Source organism: Paenibacillus foliorum (assembly GCF_013141765.1).
GTDB classification, from domain to species: domain Bacteria; phylum Bacillota; class Bacilli; order Paenibacillales; family NBRC-103111; genus Paenibacillus_S; species Paenibacillus_S foliorum.
The window spans coordinates 39,028-62,214 of record NZ_WHOD01000079.1 but is presented as its reverse complement, the minus strand read 5'-3'; the positions used below and the strand labels follow the sequence as shown (position 1 = coordinate 62,214).

The window sequence follows — 23,187 nt, the reverse complement described above, 5'->3', positions numbered from 1 at the left end:
AAAGTGCAAGCTCTTATTCTGAGCCTGCACCTGCGTTTAGGTATGATAGGGGAGTCCATGCTTATTTCTATGTAGGTTTATTAACAAGCACAACCTTCAGGAGGATTGAATGATGTTGCTTTCTTTAGCTTCAATAAGCAATTGTTCCAACTTGGCGCTAAGCACATCACTATTTTGCAAACCAGACAAAAATAACATAATATCACGCTGGATGCTTTTCAACTGGTAATTGCTGAGGCCCAGCTCCGTAATCAACCGTAACGTTGGAAAAATTTCTTTGTACAAAAAAAATCTGGAGGGACGATATAAGGACTCCTCTCCCTCCCATTCCATGGCATGTCGGTGCGCGGTAATATTCAACGTTTTGCGGCGAAGCAGTAATTGTATCTCGTAGGAGGACAGAAAGTCGACCAGCAGCTTGGCTGCCTCCTTATTAGAAGACCGGCTGTTAACAGCAAGTCCATTAATAATGAGCAGCGTGCTCGTATCCTGCAATCCAGGCAATGGGGAAACATCGAAGGAAATATTAGAATCCCTTAACTGGTTTAAGAAAAAATAGGTTGTCATAATAACCGAAACCTTTCCTTCCAGAAAGAGGGCTTCCGCATCGGCATCGCTTTCCGACAAAATCCTTGGAAATACATCCGTCATCGCCAGCAATTCTCTGCATGCTTCCAAGCTTTCTATTATTTTGCTCCCCCGCAATCGGTAGTTTCCGTTTTCATCCGTTTGGAAGCTTGTTCCGCTCTGCAGCATAAAGATCGGCCAACGGTTACGGGATGGCATATAAAAATAAAATCCGAACCGTTCATTTTTTACTGACAGCTGTTGGCCATATTTAAAAAGATCGCTCCATGCCCAGCTGCTATCAGGCAGCGGAACTTGAGACTGCTCGAAATGTTTTTTGTTATAACACAAAACTACAGGTGAATAATTGAATGGACGAACTTGTGTGTTATCTCCTTGACGAAACGGTTGTGTCAAAAACGGATACAAATCATCCACTTGCTCAATCGGCTCCAACAAGTGGGTACAGCCGTTTTCTACGAAATCCTGAAAATTATTATTATTAATTAAAACTACATCGAGGATCTCCGATTCCATATAATGCTTCAATGACTTGGAATAGCTGCTCGACGGCAGCTCGATCGGCTGTACAACAATATGCGGAAATTGCCTGGAAAACTCAGCTAGCAGTTCTTCCATCTCGACTAATCGGGCAAATGAATGAACATATCCAAATTTAATAACCGTCTTTTGTTCGGAGGAGGGACTCAACACTTTATTGCCTACCCTAGGAATTTTCTCAATGAATCCTTCCTCTACCAGAACCTTCAGACCGCTGCGAACGGAAGCATTACTGAGCTCGAATCGCTTTTCCAAATCGCTTTCGGACGGCAGGTAGCTGCCAATAGCCAGTTTACCCGACAGAATTTCTTGACGCAGAGTACCAATCATAACTTCCAGCCGAGCTCGGAAATGCTTGCGGCTTAATCTCTTTTGCATGTTGAGACCTCACTATCTTACTGTCCTTCTATCTTTCTATCTTACTGGCTTACTATATCAAAGTTAGATACGAGGCAGCTTGCGGATTCTTTACTGCCTGTTTTTGCTTTTATATCCGCAGGAGCTTCTTATTTGCAGAGTAGGCTCGATTTCAATTCTTATTGGCTTCGACTTGGCCTGCTCTTCCTCCGTTATCAACCGATACAGCAGTTCTACAGCAAGAGTAGTTAATTCCTCTACCTTATAGGTTACACTGGTCAGAGGTATTTCCGCATATTGGGCTGCTTCCAGGTCATCGAAGCCAACAATAGCCATATCCTCAGGCACTCGCATCCCTTGTTCTCGGCACCAACGCAGTGCTCCCAGCGCCAAATAATCGCTGGATGCGAAAAGGGCTGTTACTCCCCCCTTAGAAAAAAGCTTTGCAGCCGACAAGTAGCCTTGTTCGTAGCTATAATTGTCGACAGTTATAACAAGCTCCTCATCAAACTCGATTCCGTTATCCTTCAATGCCGCTTGATATCCCGTGTACTTTTCCATATTGGCTGGGCCGCCATGAATAAACGCAATTTGTCGATGACCTAATTGGGCCAGATGGGATGCAGCTTTATAAGCGCCTTTAAACTGGTTCATGTAGACGGAGTCACTCGCTGGCTCGTAATTACCGCCAGACAAGAGGACCATCGGAATATGAGCATTGCGTATCGATCTGATTTTATCCTGATTTTGTTTATTCGTAGGAAACAGGAATATTCCGTCGACCTGTCGAGAAACAAGGATATCCAGAGCGAAAGACTCATAGTCTCTATCACTATCGGTGGTCATAAGCATCATATTGTATCCGTTGGCCATTAGTTTTCTTTCAATAAGCTGGGCCGTTTCTATTTGGACAGGATTCGTTATTTTGGGTAAAATGAATCCTATTATTTTCGATTTCTTTTCAACAAGAGAACGGGCGATGGAATTCGGAATATAGTTTAATTCTTTGGCAACCTGATGTACTCTTTGTCTTGTTTCTTCATTAATACGTTTGCTATTTTTTAATGCTAAAGATACGGAATTGATGGATAATCCGAGTTCTTTGGCTATATCCTCTTGCCGTACACGCTTACTCACTTTACTCACCTCTGTTGTTAATCCATTCCTATCATTAAAACTGATCATGCACTCTATACAATTCTGCAACGGCATTCGAAATTCCTTTAAACCATCCCTTAGAAAAACATCTGTACTAACAGCTTGCCTTTTTTGAGCAAAAAAATAACTGCACCTATGTCAAAATCAACAAATAGGGCAGTTTATTTTTACATTACTATTTCTTAATAGTTTTCGTGCTTTCTGAAGCAGCCCTCATCTTGCCAAGAAAATCCTTTATTTGTTCGAACGGCGGCTCGGAAAGGTCTTTGGGATGATCCTTATCACCATTTACCCAAAGCGTCTCCAATGGGATATAACCACGGTAATTGCTGTATCGGATTCGAGTAAAGAGCTCCTCTAGATCAACCAGAATGTCTGTATTGGCACCGGCCGGTTTTCTCTTTACTTGAAAGTTCACCGTATAAGGAAGTACCGCTTCAATATCATCATACCAAGCATAGCCTTCACCGGTACGTTCGAGAAATTTTTTGAAAAAGCCGGAATCGTTAATTAGTCCAATGTTGGGATGGTCCACCCAATTTAGAATTCGGATCACCTGATCAGCCGTACACACCATGTCGCCATGATTCTGCATACCGATGATGACTCCTTTTTCCGCACCATATTCAGCGCATTCTCTAAGGGCAGGCACAATCCTCTCTCTTGCTATAGCTTCCCAGCCAGAGGTCTCTATATCTTTGGGAACCTCTCCGTTAAAGACCCTCATAACAGGGGTCCCCATCTCAGCTGCTACATCAATCCAATATTTGACTCGTTTAACATCCAATGCACGTCTTTCATCGCTCGGATCGGCAAAATCGTTCTTTACCCCTGTTCCGCTAATTGCGATTCCCAATTCACTACAAAGATTCTTAATAGTTCTGGCATATTCAAAAATTTCTTCGTCTGATTTCGTTGGCATAGTAAAATTATCATATCCAGGGATATAATAAGAGGTAATATCCACAGCGTCAAATCCTGCCTCTTTAGCGAAACGGATAACCTGCATCGTATCGATTGGAGGAGCTCCCTCAGTACTTCCTTTCATCCATGAGTTCAAATTATGACTGAAGCTGTAAAAGTTAAGACCTAGCTTGTAATCACCTGTATAATACGGTCCTTTACGGCTATCTATCAAATAATGGCTAGTAGGGATTTGCTCGTAAACGTGTGCGGACGGTTCTTCATTGGTACGTAGAGTACTCATGTCATTGCTCCTTTTCAAGGCTTTATTTGTATAAAGGTTGGTCTATGAATCCTTAATTCACTTGCAGCTTCAACAGCACACTCTTCTCGATCTCCAGCAAGAGCTTGACGATTGCCGTATAGAAGGTTAACATGTTCCTAGTTTTCATTTTTAGCTAATAGACAGAAGTTAATTTGAACAAAAAGGAGATCTATTCGTGAAACAAACCCTTATCGTTACAACTAGAGAACAATTGCAGCACTGCTTAGATATTAGGTTTGAGGTATTCATAAGAGAACAGCTGGTAGATGAAAGCCTTGAGATCGATGAATTCGACCAAAGTCCTGATGCATGTGTGCATGTACTGCTAATGGACGACGAACAAGCTTTGGCTACCGGAAGAATGCGTCCTTATGATGAAGTTACAATGAAACTGCAGCGAATAGCCGTCCGCAAAGAACAAAGAGGTACAGGAGCAGGCAAAACCATTGTACTAGCTTTAGAAGAACTAGCTCGTGAACAAGGCTTTGACTACGCGCTTCTGGATGCGCAATGCCAAGCGGAAGCATTTTATCATAAGCTCGGTTATGTTACCGTTTCGTCTGAAGTCTTTCTTGATGCAGGTATTCCTCATGTCCGTATGAAAAAGAAACTGTAACTTACTGGCTGTATTTAGTCTGAATGGCCTGAAGTGCTTTAGCCTGCAGAGAATCCGGTAGTAACTGCATCAGCTCGATGCGGTTATTATCCGGATCTGCTATCCAGAACTGCAAGCATCCGCTTCTACCTGTCTCTATTTCTTTTTCAAGTGTTCCTCCATTAGCTTTGATTTGCTCCACTGTTGCGTATGCGTCATCTACCTCATAGCACAGATGGTTCATACCTACTGCAGTTGGTATATAACGATACTCTTCCTGTCCATCAGGGAACAACTCAATAAAGTGATGGCGACCAATGTGTAAATATACAATTCTCACTGAACCATCGTCATTATACAGCTTGAATGACTCCTCAAACCCAAGAACATTACAATAAAAACTCACTGAGCGTTCCATATCCTTAACTTTAACCCCGTAATGTGATATAGCCGTAATCATAGTTTTTCCCCCTCAAATCATAAATTTGATGCAAATAGGACTGGATTCCAAGCTCAAGTGACTGGCCGGAGTCAACGAACCTGTTTGTTGATCAATTACAAATGTGGCCACGTGATTGTCACCTTCATTGGCAACCAAGAGGTATTTGCCGCTTGGAGAAGCAGCCATACTTCGAGGCTTCTTCCCTCCTGAACTTATATGTTCCACATAGGTAAGAAAACCACTTTCACTAATTCTAAATTGGACAATACTATCATGACCGCGATTGGAACCGTATACATATTTACCGCAAGGAGATATTAGTATATCGGCACATTTGTTGATCCCGTCAAAGCCCATGGGCAGTGTAGACACCGTTTGAACGATCTCAAGACCACATTGCGAGGCATCGTAAGTGAAAACGGTAATAGTCGAGTTATACTCGTTGATCATATAAGCACAAGGTTTAGTTGGATGAAACACAAAATGTCTGGGTCCAGATCCGGGTTCCACAAAAAGGGTTTGTTTCAGCTTCAAATCATAGTGTGCATAATCAATTTCATAAATATATAGCCGATCTGTCCCCAAATCAGGTACGACAACATATCTGTTAGTAGGGTCAACCACAATACTATGCGGATGTGATTTGTTCTTCGAGCCAACTCCTATATGGTGAACTTCGAAGGAGATGCAGCAGGAGACATCCTCCATAATCCCTTCCGGTTTCAATGGCAGAGCAGTAATGCTCCCACCCGCGAAATTAGCCGCGAATAATACAGTAGAGTCGGGGTCTGTACTAATATAGATTGGATTTTTACCCAATGTCGCTTGCTTGCTGACTAACTGCAATGTTTTCGTGTCTGGATTAAATAAATACGAGGCTGCTGCTCCTTCATTTTCAAAATCCATTCCTACAGCGTATACGGTATTTCTGGATGCATCAACAGCCAAATAAGATGATTTGGACATGTCGCTATAAGAGTTAACCAATGTAAGCGAACCATCTTCCTCGTGAAACTCGCACAGATATAAACTCGGAGATAACTCAGCATTCATGCAGCCTGTAAATACATACATATTAAGAACCCTTCTTCCTAAAGTAGTGGCAGATGCAATGGCTAGGGATCAACAAATCCAGTAGTGAAATGCAGCTAACCCCAACTGAGAATAACGGCATTTGAATTCAACTTCTGCTTATGGAGCATCTATTTCAGCTATTACTTTACGGCTTACATTATCCAAAGCCTTTATTTCATCTGAGGTTAATATAATATCCACAGCTTCCACATTTTCCTTCATATGCTTGATGCTTTGAGATCCCACTATAGCTGTAGTTAAAGCATCCTGATTCAGCAGCCAGCTGATAGCAACCTGTGAGATTGCCTTATTTTTCCCATCAGCTATATCTTTAAGCAGTACTATCAATTCTTTCGATATTTCCATATGCTCTGGAGAAAACAACCGCCTTTTGCTTCGGAAATCCTCTTCGTTTAGCTGTTTACCACCAAGATGAAATGCCCCCGTCAGTATTCCCTTTGCAATAGAGCTGTAGCTCATTATGCCAATGTTCTCTTGTACGCAATAAGGAATGACATCTTCTTCAATAGACCGCTGCAGTAGGCTGTATTCAGGCTGAATGACATCAATTTGTGCAAAGTTTGATGCTTCCTTCAACTGGGCTAATGAAAAATTGGATACCCCTATTGCGCGAATTAAGCCTTCTTCCTTTAGCTTATTAAATTCACCTAAGGTTTCCGATACCGGGATCTCAAAGCTTGGCCAATGAATATAATAAATATCAATATAGTCTGTTTTTAAACGATTTAAGCTTATTTCAGCAGAACGGCGAACATCACCTGGTGCTAGATTTGCCCGGCTTACTTTAGTTGAAATTACCGTTTGATTACGCTTTCCTTCCAAAGCAGCACCGACGACTTCCTCAGAATGTCCATCTCCATAACCCTCTGCCGTATCAAAGGTAGTGATTCCCATCTCAAATGCAGCCTGGATCGCCTTAATATTGTTATCATCGCTTGTAAATTCCCAAGGTCCTCCCCCAAGCTCCCAGCAGCCAAAAGTAATGTTCGAAACCTGTATATCTGTTTTGCCTAACGTTTTTGTCTTCAATTGAACTCTCTCCTCATATGAAATTGTACTCTACTGCGATGCATTCCATGATACCTTTCATTTCCTGCGGATAGACACTAAGACACTAATTGGATCCTCTGCAGATTTTCGAACTTATCGATACCAGGGAGTAACCGTAATATTCTCGATATGTACTTCTGGAGGTTGACTCACAAGGAATAGAATGATATCGGCGATACTCTCAGCTTTCAGCATCGTATCTCTACTTTCCTGTGAAACAGCATTCATTTTATGAGTCCAAATGTTAGTGTCAATTGCCCCTGGGCTGATAGAAGTTACACGAATTCCGGAGCGCCTATTAGCTGCAATCATGGCTTCGGTCAAAGCCCTTGCCCCAAATTTAGAGGCCGCATAAATACTATTTCCTCCAGAAGCTTGAAATGCTGCCGTAGATAAAATATTAATAATATATCCGTTGTTTCTCTCAACCATCTTGAGAAGTACTTCACGGCACATAAGAAAGGTTCCGGTTAGGTTGGTTTCCATAATTCGATTCCACTCTGCGAGATCAATATCCTGTACCAATTGCTTGCCACTCATACTGACTCCAGCCGCATTAATTAGAATATCAATATGACCGAATTTTGAAGCTGCTTGATCAATTGCTATCCTGACGGATGTCTCATTTCTAACATCTGTTGCAATAGTAATGATATTCTTTTTAAAATCTGGGTGAATCGAATCTATCGCATTTATCAAATTCTGCTCGTCTCTGGCAAGTGCAACTACATGAGCACCCTTCTGTACCAAAGCTTTCAAAGCTGCGAGACCTACTCCTGAGCTCGAACCTGAAACCACAGCTACTATCCCCGTCAACTCCATATACAAAGCACCCCTAATCTTCATACTGTTTATAGAATGTTTAAGCAGTTAATTGTCGTATTAACGTTAATATTATATAGTAAATATATACGCTTATATCGATCTGTGTCAATTGTTTTTTGACAATATGAAGGTTGAACCCTATACTTTCACTCTACTAAAGGAAAAAGCCTTGCGGGTTGCTGCGCAGCCAAAGCAGGACTGGTTAACGGCTTCGAGGACAATACTTTCAAACCAAATGACACGATTACACGTGAGCAGATGGCTGTGATGATCGCCAAAGCACTTGATTTCACCGGTTACACTTCCAAAAGCAGCATAGATTCAACTAGTTCATTCAAGGATAGCGGCTCGATCAGCAGCTGGGCCCAAACGGCAGTAACTGCTGCCGTTAATGCTAAAATCATTAACGGTGTCAGAGATTCAACTCTTGCCCCTTCTGCTGAAGCTACACGAGCTGAAGCTACGGTTATGCTGAAACGTTTGCTGCAATACATTCAATTTATTAATTAATCTCCAGTCGACATACAAAAAGAGAGACTTAACAGCTGTTAATAAACTGGTAAGTCTCTTTTTTATCCAATCAATTTAATCAAACTACTGAACTCAAGCTCTTCAAATTTTTGAAGCGCTGAAGTGCGATTTATTTTCCAATGACACTCATCCAAAACACACTCAATGGGCACGTCTACTTTTATTGTCGCCAAGTCTTTGGATAAGTAAAGCATATCCGTATTACTCTCAATTTTTAATTTAATACTAGCTGGAAGCTGTTCAAGATTTTCTAAGACCCCGAGCACAGAACCGTACTCTTTAATAAGTTTATGCGCTGTTTTCTCGCCAATTCCTCGAACACCTGGATAATTATCCGCCGTATCTCCCATAAAGGCCTTCATATCAACGATTTGAGATGGGTGCAGTTCCTTCTCATCCCATAGAGAAACCGGTGTATAAACCTGATAGTTTGATTTCCCCTTCTTCATAATAATAACCGATATCTTATCCGTTACTAGCTGAAGCATATCGTGGTCCCCTGTTAATATAAGAACTTCCGTCTCAGAACTAATTTGATAAGCTATAGTACCTATACAATCGTCTGCTTCAAAACCTGGCACCCCAAAGTTCGGTATCCCAAGTGAATCAACAACATCCTTTACCAGACCAAATTGAGGAATTAACTCTTCCGGCGCTTCCGCTCTATTAGCTTTGTAAGATGAATACATTTCATTTCGAAAAGTAGAACTTCCTAAATCCCAGCAGCAGAGCAAATGAGTAGGTTGAAATTCCTTGATAGCATCGAATAAATAATGGATGAATCCAAAAATTGCATTAGTCGGGGTACCATCGCTTGTCTTCCGAATATACCCTCCATAAGATTGTGCGTAATAAGCCCTAAACAATAATGCCATTCCATCTACAATTAAAGTGCGGTTGTTGCTCTCGCTATTCTCCATATGTACACTCCAAACACAATTTATATAACCTTATAAACATACCAGACCTTACCGGTATTGAAAATAGCTTTGGACTAAAATTCCTCTATCAATACTTTCCAGCTGACTTTTCATTAATTGATCATTGGATAAAAATAATAGAAAACGATCTCCACAGAGGGTTGGGTGCGCTTGTCAAGACTGAGAGAAGTTAAGTGTACAAACTAATACTTTAACAAAAAACCATTCGACAACTGTTCGTTATCGAATGGTCCAACTTGCTGTATACATCAGTTAGGGCGCTTGGCTATTTTAACACATACCGGTTTAGCCACCGTTACCGTTTGTCCCGTCTCCCTTAATCGGCCGGACTGCTGATCGATTGCAAAAGTAACTATCGAATTCGAGTCCTGGTTAGCAGCAAGCAAAAAGCCTCCATCCGGCGTAATGGCAAAATTGCGTGGAGTCAGACCAAGAGTGGACGTGTGCTCCACATAAGTTAATGTTCCATCGATCTTATTGATTTCATAGACAACAATACTGTTATGTCCGCGATTTGATCCATATAAATAGTTACCTGATGGGGAGATATGAATATCCGCGCATATATTAAACTCTGTAAAATCATTCGGCAGCGCAGGAACGGTTTGCACCGGATGAAGAGCACCGTCTTCTATCGCATAGGAATATACAGTTATCGTGCAGTCCAATTCGTTTATGATATACGCATATGGAATGGAAGTATGAAACACCAAATGCCTCGGTCCCGCTCCTGGCTTAGTAAGAACTTCATTATGAGGTAAGAGTCGTGTATGCTCATAATCCATTTGATATATCTTGATTTGATCTAGACCTAGGTCTGGAACGAAAACATAACGCCCACTGGGATCAATAACAGCCGCATGGGGATGTGCTGCTTCCTGTCGATCTGCACGAATACTGCTGCCTTTATGCTGCACATGGTCTGCCGCCTCACCTAGGCTGCCATCGTTTTTTACCGGATACAGGGCAATATTGCCGCTAGTATAATTGGCCAATACTAAGCACGACGAGTCATCATCCAAAGTCACATAGCATGTGGCTTTGCCTAAAGAAGACTGCTCGTTTAGGAAGTCCAGCCTTCCGTCTTGAGGGTTAACCGTGTAGGAGGTAACCGTGCCATCGGCTGCTCCAATCTCGCTAACCGCATACAACCGAGTTTGATTATGGTTAAGAGTTAAGAAGGACGGATTCTCAATCCCTTCCAAGCTTTGCTGCAAGGTTAAAGAACCGTTATCCGTATTAAGACGGAACACATTAATTCCTACTGACGTTGATGGAGCGTATGAACCTACATAAACTAACAGCTCATTCTCATTTAATTGATTCATTTAGCCCGTCACTCCCTTTGTATTAAAACAGACCTTCGTAATTGATGCATATTCGTATTATAAGCAATAATTATGTTTATTTACCATATTATCCTAACCATATCATATTCTTCTTAGTGATGAAACAATCGAAGGATTGACAAGCACGAAGCATATCCGTATGTTAGTTTGAGAACTACCGATGAACTACCCCAAAGAAAGGAGCATGATTCGCAACAAATGAATACTACTTCTAAAATACATCTGGATAATTTACAACAGCCTTCACAAGCCCGCCGATTATGGATGGCACTCATATTGGGTTCTTTAGCTGCATTTGGTCCGCTTTCTCTCGATATGTATTTGCCCGCATTACCTGTACTTGGCAATGATCTAAACACAAGCGCCTCACTCGCACAGCTCAGTCTGACAGCTTGCCTACTCGGACTATCATTAGGACAGCTGCTGGCCGGACCGATCAGCGATGTACGCGGCCGCCGCATACCTTTGCTTATCGGACTCGCGATCTATACAGCAGCATCGCTGCTATGTGCTTTTACATCCTCTATATGGATATTGATCTTGCTCCGATTCATTCAGGGCTTGGCGGGATCAGCTGGTATTGTTATCTCCCGAGCCGTTGTTAGAGACTTATATGCGGGCACGGAACTAACGAAGTTTTTCTCACTATTGATGCTTATTAACGGAGTGGCTCCGATCCTTGCCCCCATTGTCGGTGGGCAGCTATTGCGCCTAAGCACTTGGCCTGTCGTTTTCATTGTATTAGGCTTAATCGGCTTGCTCATGTTCGTCATCGTGATGTTCGGATTGCCCGAAACCTTGCCAGCTGAGCAGCGTTCGCAAGGCGGAATCCGTAATACGCTCACCACATTTCGCCGCCTTATCGGTGACCGGAATTTTATGGGCATTGCTGTATCTCAAGGGCTTGTTGTTGCCGCCATGTTCGCTTATATATCGGGATCACCTTTTGTAATTCAGAATATTTATGGAGCATCTCCACAAATGTTCAGCCTGTTCTTTGCCATTAACGGTCTCGGCATTATTATTGCCAGCCAAACCGCAGGCCGATTAGTAAGCCGCATCGGAGAGATGAAGCTGTTGGTTAGCGGACTCCTCATTGCTTTGTTTGGCGGCATCATGCTGCTCATCGTGATTCTTGCAGGAGCAGGGCTTGCTGCTGTTTTACCTTGCTTGTTCCTTGTTGTATCCAGTGTTGGAATTGTTACCACGGCTGGTTTTTCTCTAGCCATGCAAAACCAGAAGCAGGCTGCAGGAAGCGCCTCAGCTCTACTTGGTGTGCTATCCTTCATCTTTGGTGGAATCGTAGCACCTCTAGTTGGACTGGGGGGAGAAGGGACTGCTGTTCCGATGGGTATCGTAATTGCTGCTGCGGAAATCGGTGCGGTCTTGTGCTACTGGAACCTAGTACGACGTAAAGCTATCAATAATGCTGCTTAATTGAAGGTGAAATATGGCATAACATGGCACATCAACTTAAATAAGACCGCTGCAGCCAATTCTTAAGTTGGCTGCAGCGGTCTTATTGGTGTCCCTATGTCACTGCTTCTTTTACACGGCTATCAGCATGTACAATTCAGAACAGGCTTACGCGCTGCCTGAGTTTCATCAAGTCGGCGGACAGGAGTTGTGTAAGGGGCATTGTGCAGCAGCTCCGGATTTTCTTCCGCTTCTTGGGCGATTTGAATCATTGTATCAATGAAAGCGTCCAGCGTTTCCTTGCTCTCGGTTTCCGTTGGCTCGATCATAATGCACTCTTCCACATTTAACGGGAAATAAATCGTCGGAGGGTGATAGCCAAAGTCTAGCAGACGTTTAGCTACATCCAATGTGCGTACGTTGAATTTCTTGAGTCCTTTGCCGGAAAGGACGAATTCATGCTTACAGACACGGTCGAAAGGCGCTTCGTAATAGGGCGCCAGCCTACGAAGCATATAATTGGCATTCAGCACAGCGCATTCCGATACTCGGCGCAAGCCTTCAGGGCCATATGTGCGAATATAAGTGTAAGCGCGGACCAAAATGCCGAAGTTACCGTAATAGGCTTTTACTCTGCCGATCGATTGCGGTTTGTCGTAATCAAAATAATAGGAGCCATCCGCTGCACGTTCTACGATAGGCTTTGGCAGAAACGGAGCAAGCAGCTTCTTAACACCGACCGGACCTGCGCCAGGACCGCCGCCGCCATGCGGCGTGCTCATCGTTTTGTGCAAATTCAAGTGAACAACGTCGAACCCCATATCTCCTGGGCGGGTAATGCCCATGATTGCATTAGAGTTAGCCCCATCGTAATAGAGCAGGCCGCCAGCCTCATGCACAATCGCTGCAATCTCCACGATCTGCTCTTCAAACAAGCCGAGCGTGTTCGGGTTGGTCAACATTAATGCGGCTGTGTCGGGACCCACCGCTTGACGAAGAGCATCAAGATCGACCAAGCCTTTGGCGTTCGAAGGAATGGTAATAGTGTCGAGACCCGCTACTGTCGCACTTGCGGGATTCGTTCCATGCGAGGAGTCAGGAACGATAACCTTGGTGCGGTGGTCGCCGCGGCTCTCGTGATAAGCGCGAATCATCATCAAGCCGGTCCATTCGCCATGAGCACCAGCCGCAGGCTGAAGCGTAACCTGATCCATGCCGGTAATGGCTGCGATATCTTTTTGCAGCTGATACAGCAGCTCCATAGCCCCTTGAATGGAAGATTCCGGCTGATACGGATGGATTTTCGCAAATCCAGCAAAACGAGCGACATCCTCATTAATCTTCGGATTGTATTTCATCGTGCAGGAACCGAGCGGATAAAAGCCGTTATCAATGCCGAAGTTTCTGCGGGATAACGCTGTATAATGGCGAATAACGTCTACCTCGTACACCTCCGGCAATTCAGCTGGTTTAGCTCGCAGCATGCTTTCCGGAACAAGCTTGGCTATATCTTGACGCGGAACATCGCATTCAGGCAATGAATAGGCGACACGACCTGGTTTGCTCATTTCAAAAATGAGTGCTTTATCATGCTTTACATTTGCATTTACATTAGCATTTACATTTGAATCGGTTCCTGATTGTGCAGATATAGTATCACTCATAGAGCAGCCTCCAATTGTCTGGAAAATTCGTCTATTTCCGTTTTGGTTCTGCGTTCAGTGACGGCAATAAGCATATGACCTTGAAGTGCTGGATCATCATTACCCAAGTCATAACCACCAATAAAACCTGCGTCTAACAGTTTGTTATTGATTTGCTTAATGCTCTCAAACCCAGCATCGGACAGCTTGATCACAAACTCATTGAAGAATGGTGTTTGTATATAAGGAATGGATACCCCGGGAATGCGGCTTAACACATTCGCCGCGTAATGGGCTTTTTGCATATTCAAGTCGGCTACGTCTTGAATCCCTTGTTTACCCATGGTCGAAATGTACACGGAAGCGCAAAGTGCGAGCAAGGCTTGATTGGAGCAAATATTCGACGTAGCCTTCTCGCGGCGGATATGCTGCTCCCTAGCCTGCAGCGTCAGCACGAAGCCGCGCTTGCCATCACGGTCGACCGTCTGCCCGACGATGCGTCCCGGCATCCGGCGCATCCAAGCGGTGGACACCGCGAAGAAGCCGCAGGTCGGCCCGCCGAGCGAAGCCGGGATGCCGAACGGCTGCGCATCACCGACAACGATATCAGCGCCCAGCTTACCGGGGGCTTCGAGCAAGCCCAAGGAAAGCGGGTTCGCGCTTACTATGAATAATGCCCCTGCCGCATGTGTCAACGGCTCAACGGCACGCAGGTCCTCTATGCAGCCGAAAAAATTCGGCGACTGGATAAGGACGCCAGCTGTCTCCACCGAGACAAGGGATGCCAGCTTCTCAAGATCGGTTACACCATCCTTCGTGCCGACCTCAACGATCTCTAGTCCAAGACCTTTGGCAGTTGCAGCAACTACCTGCCTTGCTTCAGGATGTACTGCCCGAGAAACGAGCAGCTGCTTGCGTTTCGTAGCCCCAGAGGCAAGAGCGCCCGCTTCTGCTAATGCAGTCGCACCATCGTACATACTTGCATTGGCGACAGCCATGCCGGTCAGCTCGCAAATATAGGATTGAAATTCAAAAATCGCCTGCAGCTCACCTTGGCTAATCTCCGGCTGATAAGGCGTATAGGCGGTATAAAATTCGGAACGAGAGATAACATGATTAATAACAACAGGAAGATGATGGTCGTAAATTCCGGCTCCAAGAAAGCTGGCATAGCGCTCGAAATCCGCATTTTTGCCGGCCAATTGATTCATATGCTTTAAAAGCGCGTGCTCATCCAGAGCCTCTGATACTTCTAACCTGCCTTGGAAACGTACTTTTGCAGGAATATCTACAAATAAATCCTCTACAGAGGTAATCCCTATGGTTTGCAGCATATCCGTTTGATCTTGCTCCGTCATCGGTAAATAGCGGTGCTTCACCTGATCCACTCCTAATCATTATGATAATGGGAACTTTCGCCCTATCTGCTATCACGTTTATAAAAGGGTGCCTTCACAACAACAGCCTTAAGCTGCTTCTCGCGAATTTCTACCCAAACCTCTGTTCCGAGCTTACTGTACTCGGCGTCAATTAACGCCAATCCGAGACTCTGCTTCAAAGTCGGAGACTGGGTACCCGTTGTCACCTCTCCGATCTGCCTACCCTCTGCATAAACCGGATAATGGCTGCGCGGGATGCCTCTATCTATCATTTCGATGCCTACAAGCCTGCGCGGAACACCGTTTTCCTTTTGCTTAAGCAATGCTTCACGACCTGTAAAATCGCCCTTGTCCAGCTTGACAAAGAAACCAAGCGATGCCTCAAGCGGGCTGATTCCAGCTGACAGCTCTTGTCCATAGAGCGGCAGCTTGGCTTCGAACCGCAACGTATCTCTGGCTCCCAGTCCAGCAGCCATCAATCCGTGCTCCTCACCCGCTTCCATTAAACATGTCCATAGCGCTTGTGCATCGCCGCTGTTAATGTAAAGCTCAAATCCATCTTCTCCAGTGTAACCCGTTCTTGACACCAAGGCTTTGAACCCGCCTACTTTCGTATCAGGGAGGAAAGAAAAGCCTCTAAGCTCCTGTAACGTTGCGGACATTAGTTTACTCAGTATTATCTCTGCAGCAGGACCCTGAAGAGCCAACAGTGCAGTTTGCTCCGAAATATTGTCTAATGTGACATCTCCGGTAAGCTGCTGCCGCATCCACTCTACATCCTTATCGATATTGGAGGCATTGATAACAAGCATAAATCGCTCCCCTGAGAGCCGATATACGAGCAGATCGTCTACAACACCGCCATCTTCATAGCACATCAAACTGTACTGCGCCTGTCCGTCCTCCAGCTTCGACACATCGTTAGTGGTCAACTGCTGTAAAAACGTCTGCGCATCCTTTCCTGTCACCATGACCTCTCCCATATGAGAAACATCAAATAATCCCGCACGCTGACGTACGGCTTCGTGTTCCTTCTGAATACCATAAAATTGAACTGGCAGCTCCCAGCCCCCGAAGTCGATTACTCTTGGTGTGCCATACTGCTTATAGATTGGAAAAAGCGGCGTTCGTTTCAATCCAGACATACTTCACCTCAATCTAAGTGTAGGTTTGCTCTTTTTTAGACAAAGCAAAAGAGGACAGAGTGAAAAGCAGAAGCCCATTATTCTTCATGAGCAACCGTTCTGCTTCTCACTCTGTCCTTTGTACCTGAGAGTTACCTAATAAGCTTTCCTATAATTAGGAATATTAGTTTCACCTTGGGTGCCCCGTAACGTTCAGCGGGATCTCTCCAGAGCTGCGTCCTGCAAAAGTCCTTTTGCCTGAGAGATTCACCCTCCCGGGTTTACTCCTTCGGCGTTACCGTCTAGCGGTAATCTCTCCTTTTGCCCTCATCCGCTTATTTGATTATATATTCATTATTACTCTACCCTAAGCCACATTGTCAACATCATTTTCCGATATTATACATTTTTTTGTTACATATATTGACATGGATGCTTCAGATGATTAATCTACAGAGAATAGGACTTTGCTGTTTGTTTTCCATTTTATTTTTAAACTCTGCCTGTTTGATGCTTTATGTGTGAACAACAACATTTTGAAGGAGGATTCATTATGTCAGAGATTAAGGATCTATTACAGTACAGCAAGGAGCATGAATGGGTGGAGGTCATCGGAGACCGTACTATTCGGATCGGCATAAGCGATTTTGCTCAGCATCAATTAGGGGATATTGTATTTCTTGAACTGCCTGAGATAGGCGCAAAAGTAAACGCAGCCGACAGTCTGGGCAGCATTGAATCTGTAAAAACGGTATCAGATCTGTACTCCCCTGTAAAAGGAACTGTAGTTAAGGTTAATTCCACACTGCTCGATCAGCCTGAACTGGTGAATGAAGAACCTTATGAAGGCGGCTGGATGGTGGAAATCGAAGTCGAACAATCAACGGAAGAAGCATTATCAGACCTGCTGAACGCTGAGCAATACAGGGAATATACAGAGGATCAGGAGTAGCCGCATTTAAAAGCAGCTGCTGCAAAGAGGTCGTGCTAACGCACGACCTCTTTGTAATTTTGCCAACCAATCCTTCATGCGTACTCGAGCTTTCGTGCATATGCAGCATCGTTAATATTGAGTTTTTCCGAGCTGTCGCTAAAATGCAGATCTCAATGTTGCCTTGACAGCTTGAACAGCATGAACCAGATAAGCAAAAAGCCTATGATTTGAACAACTGTCACCGTTTGCTGAAAAACCAGCCAATTAATCAATACGCCAACTGCGGGAAACAACAGCTCTGCGAGTGTGGCGTAGGACGCTTTGGTACCTGCTAATCCACGATAATACAGCAGCAAGCTAAACAATCCCGGCAGAGCAGCTTGGAGAAGCAGGTTACCGGATAAAGCCATCCAATCCATTGTCCCGACTGGTAATTGCAGCTTATCACCTTCGAACCAGGTTGTCGCGAATAGTAATGGAAGTGCGCATGTAAATCTAAGTGCCGTGACTGTTTCGAACTGCATTTTATTTAGCAATACACGCCCCATTACGGTCGATCCACCCCATAAAGCAGCAGCGCCTATAGACAACAAGCCGCTTGCCGCAGCAAATTCAGACATACTTCCGACAGGTGCAGCGAAGCCGAATGTAAGGAGGTAGGTGCCGCCGAGTGCCATTAGCAGCAACAGAGGGAACAGGGTAGGAAGCTTTTCTTTCAATATCAGCCTTGCCATAATTATTGCAAACAGAGGCTGCAGCTTTTGCAGCAACAGTACCGCATTCGGGTTCCCATAAGCAAATGCCGAGGTAAACATTATTGTAGCAACTGCTGATCCTCCCCACGAAATAAACAGTAGAGCAATCACATGCCGAATCGCCAGCCCTCGTAATTCCTTGCGATGCAGCCATAGAACTGGTACTGCATACACAAGCAGCAGCAGATGTTCAAACAATACGATCTGCGAAGAGGTAAGATGCTTGAGCAGCAGGATACGAAACAGCGGATCAATCCCCCAGAGCGCAGCACCAATGGCCACAAACCATATTCCGCTCCGCGTACTGGTGCCTGTGCGCTCCAGCTGTACAGACGGATGAATCAAAACACTTTTTTCCATAAATCAATAACCCCCTACAAATTTACGAAGAAGCCTAGCTTACTGCTTAAGCCATTTCTTCGTTTTTTTGAATAGGACGCTTCGAAAGAAGACACCCCGCTATCAGGATCGATAACGGGGCGCACATAAAGAGGCTTGGAGCCAAGTCGTTTTTTTGCAAAACGATCCCACTACCATGCCTGCTTTTGACCTTCTCCCATCCGGACTGTACCGTCGGCTTTGGAATTACACCAAATCAGTCGCAGACTGCCACATGAGCAATCAACGAGTCGCGGGCTTAGGTTCGGAAGAACCCTCACCGCCGGTCGGGAATTTCACCCTGCCCCGAAGGTCCTTATTCAATTAGATTGCATTTTACCACATGACTTCTTGTTCAACAAGATATGTTTTTTCATTATTTATTATTTTAAAGGGACATTTTTAATTCCGCACATGCTGCGCACGATACTGCGCCGGGGTCATTCCTAGCTTTTTTTTGAATACATAGTGTAAATAGTTGGCACTTGAAAAGCCATTTTTAAAGGCAATCTGATCAATTGTCAACTCATTCATGCTCAATTCGTTGCAAATATGCGACAGTCGTACCTGCTCGATATATTCGCTGAACGTACCGTCGGTATGATCACGGAAAATACGCTGCAATTGTCGCGGACTGATCTGTACACGCTCGGCAACTGTCTCCAGTGTCAACGGCTCCATAAAGTTATCCTTAATGAATTGCTCCACCAGCTTGTAGCGGTAATGCTTCATATCGCGGGAAGGCAGGTCCGGTTGAGGAACCGAAGCATAGGCTCTGGTCGTGCGCAGCAATATTTGGATAATCGACTGCTTAATTACGGTAAACAATCCCGGTTGATTCTCGTACCACGCACGGTAAGCGTTCAGAAAACATTCCATTGCTCGATGCTGATCCATGACAGGCTTCACCGGCAGCTGCTGCAGCTGCTGTACACAGGCTTGTGCCTCAGCGATTTCCCACTTACTCACCCAATGCGACATGCCCGAATCCTGATCGCTTCCGCTTCCATCGTCATACAGCTTCACAATATCAATGTGCAGACACAGCTCATCCATCGCTTCATTGGCGTCTGCTTCTTGGTAGTGAAGTACATTAGGCCCAGTGAGATACAGCATACCTTCCTGAAGTGCATAAGGGGTTTCGCCCAGAATCACTTTGCCTTTTCCGCGAGGAATGAAATGAAATTCGAACTCTGAATGCTTATGAAAGGAAACTGTTCTCCCAGGAGCAAAGCTTGTATGGTGATATCTGAGCATACGGATACCGTAGTTGCCCCAACGAAACTCAACATCTAGCCGATCCATTGCATAGGGCTGTTCCAGCATTAATTCAAAAGGGTACGGTTTGGGGGTGGCGCGGCCATGATTATCCATAGGTTGAGTTGGGCACCTCCTGTAATAGCTCATATAAATGGAAAAAGCCGCCCGCATGACCGCAATAATAGCAGGTCTACGAGCCAGCATCCCCATCTTCTTATTGTTGCATTATTACTCCGATAAGTCGCTTAGCTTAAACGCTGCTCCCGAACGAGCCGATGCATTCGAAGCTTCCATTAATCGGGTTAAATCTAAGGCATATTGGATATTTTCAGATGCAATCGTTCCATTCTGAATATGTGCAACCCACTGATGGAACGCAGACTCGCGTTCTTCCGGCAATTCTTGTGCCTGCCACTCCTTCTTAGCTTCCTCGCCAAGCTTGGAGCTGCGGACCAACAGCTTGTTATCATGTGTCGAGAAGAGTAAGCTGCCTTCCGTTCCGTGCAGCTCAATGACGAACGGGGAGAAGGGATTTACAAATCCAGCTTCAATAACAGCTAGCGCTCCGCTCGAATATCGAAGAACCGAAATAGCATTATCCTCAACCTCTTTACCCGTCACATAGCCGTAATTTGCCGTTACGCTCTCAGGAAGCCCCATGAATAAACGCGCTAAATACATGGGATGGCAGCCTAAATCGATCATCGCACCGCCGCCGCATTGCTCTTTATTATAGAAATGCGATGGGAGCCAACCATCAGGCCCACGGTCCGAAGGTAGAGCGCCATTATGGGAGAGACGGGTGCGGACTAATGTCAGTTCACCTAGCAGCCCCTTATTAATAATATCCTGTATGGCTAAGGTGTAATTAAAGTTCAATCTGGGTAGTGATACCGTTAGCTTAACTCCCGCCTCTTCAACGGCAGCAACGATTTCATTGCATTCCTTAATGGTTGTTGCTACAACTTTTTCCGTAAAAATATGCTTACCAGCTTTTGCCGCAGCTATAATCACATCCCGATGAATGTTAGTTGGCGTATCAACAATAACCGCATCAATGTCGGGTTGGGCAAGCAGCTCGTTCAAGTTTTCATAAAACCGAACGCCACGATCTTCCGATTCCTTACGGCCGCGCTCAGGAAGTTCGTCCCACAAGGCAACAATTTCAGTATCCGGATGTTCAACCGCCTGACGAGCGTAATCCTTGGCATGAACATGCCAAAAGCTCAGCATCGCAACTCTAATCATAGGTTTGGTTCCTCCGCTTCCGCTTTAATCGAAGTAAACGGCTTTGCCGGTCTTCGCAGATTCATAAATCGCTTCAAGAATTTCTGATACAACGCAAGCTTGCTCTGGGGTTACAATAGGCTGCTTATCGTTTAATACCGCATCGATCCATAAGCGAATTTCCGTATCCTGCATGTTTTCTTGTTTTCCATCATAGAAATCTACGCCTTTAGCATCCAGCTGGACTTGGTTTTTATATAGACGACTGTGCTTTTCACCATTAATTCGCAAGCCGTCCTCCATATCAGCTCCGCCCTCAGTACCGCTCAGCGTACACTTCGCTTCCTTCACATCCAATGTATTCAAAGCCCAGCTTGACTCCAAAATAATGGTTGCCCCATTCTTCATAGTGATCATGCCAAAAGCTGAATCCTCTACAGTGAATTTCTTCGGATCCCAAGAGCCCCAAGCGTTGGCAGCGTTTTCTTTCTGTGACAGCTTATGGAAAGTTGTTCCAAGAACAGCCTTCGGTTCATAGTTATTCATCACCCACAGCGTCAAATCGAGCGCATGCGTACCGATATCGATAAGCGGACCGCCGCCTTGTTTCTCCTCATCCAAAAACACACCCCATGTCGGAACAGCACGACGGCGAATCGCATGAGATTTTGCAAAATAGATTTCTCCCAAGTCGCCTTCCTCGCAAACCTTTTTTAAATATTGGCTGTCCGAACGAAAACGATTATTGTAGCCAATAGTCAGCTTCTTGCCCGTTCTTTTCGCGGCTTCCACCATACGGCGTGCATCTGCTGCTGTCTTGGCCATCGGCTTTTCACACATTACATGCTTATCTGCTTCCAAGGCTGCAATCGAGATTTCAGCATGAGAATCATTCGGGGTACATACATGAATTATATCAACAGAACTATCCTTTAATAGCTCCTGGTAGCTTTCGTAAACCTTAGCTTCAGCGACACCGTATTTCTCGGCAGCCTGTTGAGCCTTTTCCAATATGATATCACAAAAAGCGACAATCTCAACATGATCCAGCTTAGACAGGGCAGGCAAATGTTTGCCGTTCGCGATGCCTCCACACCCGATTATAGCTACTTTTACTTTAACCGACATAAGATAATTCCTCCTATAAAATAATGACTTGAATTAATCTTAGCATGTTTTTCCATTTCTTTGAATTGCAATTTGACGACAGAATGGAGTGCAATTTCATGACATCTTTAGCAAGCGAGGACAAGCTGGATGTACTGCCAAATTGGTTCTCTGAAAGTAAGAAAAAGCGTCTGCTCGTTCCACTTGCTATGAGGTCGTTTATCATGATCCATTGAAAAGCAAGGATCTAGTTCCATTCCGCTAGAATGATCACGTGTGCATGGCAAAATAGCGCATCCTTGTTCCTCTCCCACTCAGTAAGAGGAATAGAAGGGAAGGGTTTAAGTTATAAAGAAAAACGCCTTGCGGCGTCCTTGGTGTACAATTTACGTTTGTGCGTTTTGGAGGGATGGATGTGGGATTCCAGCCGCTGTTGAAGTCGTGTTCCTTTGAATTTATGGCTTGCAGCGGTGGGAACACGAGCTTCAAAAGCGGACGCTGTCGCTCCTCCACCCCACATCCATGCCCTCTTTTGTTCTACTCCTTTCTTTATTGCTCCTAACCTATCGGTCAGGCGATATTCATAGCCATGTACCCCTTTGTAGTACTCGGGATACATAGCTCCACCACAGCTTTCACACATAAATTGTGGCGGGACAGTCGGATCTCCTTGATCCATTCCATCCAATTCTCTTACCACATCAAGCCGTATGTTTTCGCTCTCCAAATAAGTCAAACATATATACTTCACTGTCTGTTTGGACAGCAGATACCGACATCGGCGCTTTTTACTTTTTCTTTTTTGTTTTCTTGCTTCCCGGTAAGATCTCCAATCATCCTTTCTAAACAGCCTCGTGTGGTCTTCTCGCATTCTGCATTTCTATCGTAAGTTTACCTTCTTCCAGACAGACTTCCCCCTTGTATACATAATAACATTCGCATTTTGGACAGACCTGTGGGTCTTTTCCTGTTGCTTTTTGAATTCGTTCTCTCCCATTCCTCCGTTTTAACTGCTTTTGAGCCCGTACGATCCATTTTCTTACTTCTTTTTGCCAGTTTATTACTAATATTTCACTTACCTTTTTCAACCTTCTCGAATAAATCCCATAGTAACGGGATTATTTTAAAGTTTTCATACGGAATATGACCACCCAGTTGTTCCTTGATCTCTTTGAACGGAACTGAAAGTTCCGTTATTCTCTCCACCGCCTCCCATTCAGGGACTTAGCGGAAGCCGGACTTCCTTTAACCAGGCGAATAGGAGT

21 protein-coding genes, 1 pseudogene and 3 riboswitches are annotated in these 23,187 nt (G+C 44.6%); of the genes and pseudogenes, 5 read left to right on the top strand and 17 right to left on the bottom strand.

The features are described from left to right. Nucleotides 1–96 precede the first annotated feature (96 nt). From GC093_RS21525 to GC093_RS21515, 3 genes are all read right to left on the bottom strand, one after another. On the bottom strand, nucleotides 97–1,506 hold the full coding sequence (locus tag GC093_RS21525; protein WP_171653964.1) for an extracellular solute-binding protein: 1,410 nt from the start codon (nucleotides 1,504–1,506) through the stop codon (nucleotides 97–99). A 90-nt stretch (nucleotides 1,507–1,596) separates the two neighbouring features. Then, nucleotides 1,597–2,622: a LacI family DNA-binding transcriptional regulator gene (locus tag GC093_RS21520; RefSeq protein WP_171653963.1), complete on the bottom strand. Its 1,026-nt coding sequence runs from the start codon at nucleotides 2,620–2,622 to the stop codon at nucleotides 1,597–1,599. Nucleotides 2,623–2,818: 196 nt separating this feature from the next. Continuing rightward, entirely contained in the window at nucleotides 2,819–3,850 is a 1,032-nt protein-coding gene (locus GC093_RS21515) for a sugar phosphate isomerase/epimerase family protein (RefSeq protein ID WP_171653962.1), read from the bottom strand. A gap of 196 nt (nucleotides 3,851–4,046) precedes the next feature. On the opposite strand from GC093_RS21515, the gene GC093_RS21510 reads away from it, so the two are divergent. Continuing rightward, nucleotides 4,047–4,487 carry a GNAT family N-acetyltransferase gene (locus GC093_RS21510; protein ID WP_171653961.1) on the top strand — a complete coding sequence of 147 codons (441 nt, stop codon included), beginning with the start codon at nucleotides 4,047–4,049 and terminating at the stop codon, nucleotides 4,485–4,487. Between the two features lies 1 nt (nucleotide 4,488). Here GC093_RS21510 and GC093_RS21505 read toward each other — a convergent pair whose 3' ends face one another. From GC093_RS21505 to GC093_RS21490, 4 genes are all read right to left on the bottom strand, one after another. After that, nucleotides 4,489–4,926: a VOC family protein gene (locus GC093_RS21505; protein ID WP_171653960.1), complete on the bottom strand. Its 438-nt coding sequence runs from the start codon at nucleotides 4,924–4,926 to the stop codon at nucleotides 4,489–4,491. Nucleotides 4,927–4,938: 12 nt separating this feature from the next. Beyond that, nucleotides 4,939–5,982 (bottom strand): lactonase family protein, encoded by a 1,044-nt coding sequence (locus GC093_RS21500; RefSeq protein ID WP_171653959.1) that lies wholly within the window; start codon nucleotides 5,980–5,982, stop codon nucleotides 4,939–4,941. Between the two features lie 117 nt (nucleotides 5,983–6,099). Further along, nucleotides 6,100–7,032 (bottom strand): aldo/keto reductase, encoded by a 933-nt coding sequence (locus tag GC093_RS21495; RefSeq protein WP_171653958.1) that lies wholly within the window; start codon nucleotides 7,030–7,032, stop codon nucleotides 6,100–6,102. A gap of 114 nt (nucleotides 7,033–7,146) precedes the next feature. Continuing rightward, nucleotides 7,147–7,875, bottom strand: a complete 729-nt coding sequence (locus GC093_RS21490) for an SDR family oxidoreductase (RefSeq protein WP_171653957.1) — start codon at nucleotides 7,873–7,875, stop codon at nucleotides 7,147–7,149. 198 nt (nucleotides 7,876–8,073) lie between these two features. On the opposite strand from GC093_RS21490, the pseudogene GC093_RS36935 reads away from it, so the two are divergent. Together GC093_RS36935 and GC093_RS21485 are read left to right on the top strand one after the other, a co-directional pair. Then, a pseudogene (locus GC093_RS36935) lies at nucleotides 8,074–8,130 on the top strand (S-layer homology domain-containing protein); the annotation flags it as partial. Between the two features lie 15 nt (nucleotides 8,131–8,145). Further along, nucleotides 8,146–8,388, top strand: coding sequence for an S-layer homology domain-containing protein (locus tag GC093_RS21485; protein ID WP_246314986.1), 243 nt, complete (start codon nucleotides 8,146–8,148; stop codon nucleotides 8,386–8,388). A 62-nt stretch (nucleotides 8,389–8,450) separates the two neighbouring features. Here the strand turns inward: GC093_RS21485 and GC093_RS21480 are convergent, their stop codons facing one another. Further along, nucleotides 8,451–9,329, bottom strand: coding sequence for a 5'-3' exonuclease (locus GC093_RS21480; RefSeq protein ID WP_171653955.1), 879 nt, complete (start codon nucleotides 9,327–9,329; stop codon nucleotides 8,451–8,453). 269 nt (nucleotides 9,330–9,598) lie between these two features. Next, nucleotides 9,599–10,678, bottom strand: a complete 1,080-nt coding sequence (locus tag GC093_RS21475) for a lactonase family protein (RefSeq protein ID WP_171653954.1) — start codon at nucleotides 10,676–10,678, stop codon at nucleotides 9,599–9,601. Between the two features lie 219 nt (nucleotides 10,679–10,897). Between GC093_RS21475 and GC093_RS21470 the strand changes: the two genes are divergently transcribed. Next, on the top strand, nucleotides 10,898–12,136 hold the full coding sequence (locus tag GC093_RS21470; RefSeq protein ID WP_171653953.1) for a multidrug effflux MFS transporter: 1,239 nt from the start codon (nucleotides 10,898–10,900) through the stop codon (nucleotides 12,134–12,136). 122 nt (nucleotides 12,137–12,258) lie between these two features. Here GC093_RS21470 and gcvPB read toward each other — a convergent pair whose 3' ends face one another. The 3 genes from gcvPB to gcvT are packed head-to-tail and all read right to left on the bottom strand — an operon-like array spanning nucleotide 12,259 to nucleotide 16,282. Continuing rightward, nucleotides 12,259–13,779, bottom strand: a complete 1,521-nt coding sequence (gene gcvPB / locus GC093_RS21465) for an aminomethyl-transferring glycine dehydrogenase subunit GcvPB (protein WP_171653952.1) — start codon at nucleotides 13,777–13,779, stop codon at nucleotides 12,259–12,261. Then, nucleotides 13,776–15,137, bottom strand: coding sequence for an aminomethyl-transferring glycine dehydrogenase subunit GcvPA (gene gcvPA, locus GC093_RS21460; protein WP_171653951.1), 1,362 nt, complete (start codon nucleotides 15,135–15,137; stop codon nucleotides 13,776–13,778). Before gcvPA ends, gcvPB begins: the two co-directional genes overlap by 4 nt. 41 nt (nucleotides 15,138–15,178) lie before the next feature. Further along, nucleotides 15,179–16,282: a glycine cleavage system aminomethyltransferase GcvT gene (gene gcvT, locus GC093_RS21455; RefSeq protein WP_171653950.1), complete on the bottom strand. Its 1,104-nt coding sequence runs from the start codon at nucleotides 16,280–16,282 to the stop codon at nucleotides 15,179–15,181. A 109-nt stretch (nucleotides 16,283–16,391) separates the two neighbouring features. Continuing rightward, nucleotides 16,392–16,494, bottom strand: a riboswitch (glycine riboswitch). A gap of 3 nt (nucleotides 16,495–16,497) precedes the next feature. Next, nucleotides 16,498–16,592, bottom strand: a riboswitch (glycine riboswitch). Nucleotides 16,593–16,814: 222 nt separating this feature from the next. On the opposite strand from gcvT, the gene gcvH reads away from it, so the two are divergent. Further along, the gene (gcvH, locus tag GC093_RS21450) at nucleotides 16,815–17,213 is read left to right on the top strand and encodes a glycine cleavage system protein GcvH (protein ID WP_171653949.1); all 399 of its coding nucleotides are present in this window, start codon (nucleotides 16,815–16,817) and stop codon (nucleotides 17,211–17,213) included. A 152-nt stretch (nucleotides 17,214–17,365) separates the two neighbouring features. On the opposite strand, the gene GC093_RS21445 is transcribed toward gcvH, so the two are convergent. The 5 genes from GC093_RS21445 to GC093_RS21425 form a co-directional block, all read right to left on the bottom strand. Then, nucleotides 17,366–18,310, bottom strand: coding sequence for a DMT family transporter (locus GC093_RS21445; protein ID WP_171653948.1), 945 nt, complete (start codon nucleotides 18,308–18,310; stop codon nucleotides 17,366–17,368). 184 nt (nucleotides 18,311–18,494) lie between these two features. Then, nucleotides 18,495–18,646: riboswitch (FMN riboswitch) on the bottom strand. Nucleotides 18,647–18,730: 84 nt separating this feature from the next. Then, a complete protein-coding gene (locus tag GC093_RS21440; protein ID WP_171653976.1) occupies nucleotides 18,731–19,702 on the bottom strand; it encodes a helix-turn-helix domain-containing protein in 972 nt (323 codons plus the stop codon). A 114-nt stretch (nucleotides 19,703–19,816) separates the two neighbouring features. Next, entirely contained in the window at nucleotides 19,817–20,836 is a 1,020-nt protein-coding gene (locus GC093_RS21435; RefSeq protein ID WP_171653947.1) for a Gfo/Idh/MocA family protein, read from the bottom strand. A 24-nt stretch (nucleotides 20,837–20,860) separates the two neighbouring features. Continuing rightward, nucleotides 20,861–21,943: a Gfo/Idh/MocA family protein gene (locus GC093_RS21430; RefSeq protein ID WP_171653946.1), complete on the bottom strand. Its 1,083-nt coding sequence runs from the start codon at nucleotides 21,941–21,943 to the stop codon at nucleotides 20,861–20,863. A gap of 325 nt (nucleotides 21,944–22,268) precedes the next feature. Beyond that, a complete protein-coding gene (locus GC093_RS21425; RefSeq protein WP_171653922.1) occupies nucleotides 22,269–22,793 on the bottom strand; it encodes a hypothetical protein in 525 nt (174 codons plus the stop codon). Nucleotides 22,794–23,187: the final 394 nt, after the last annotated feature.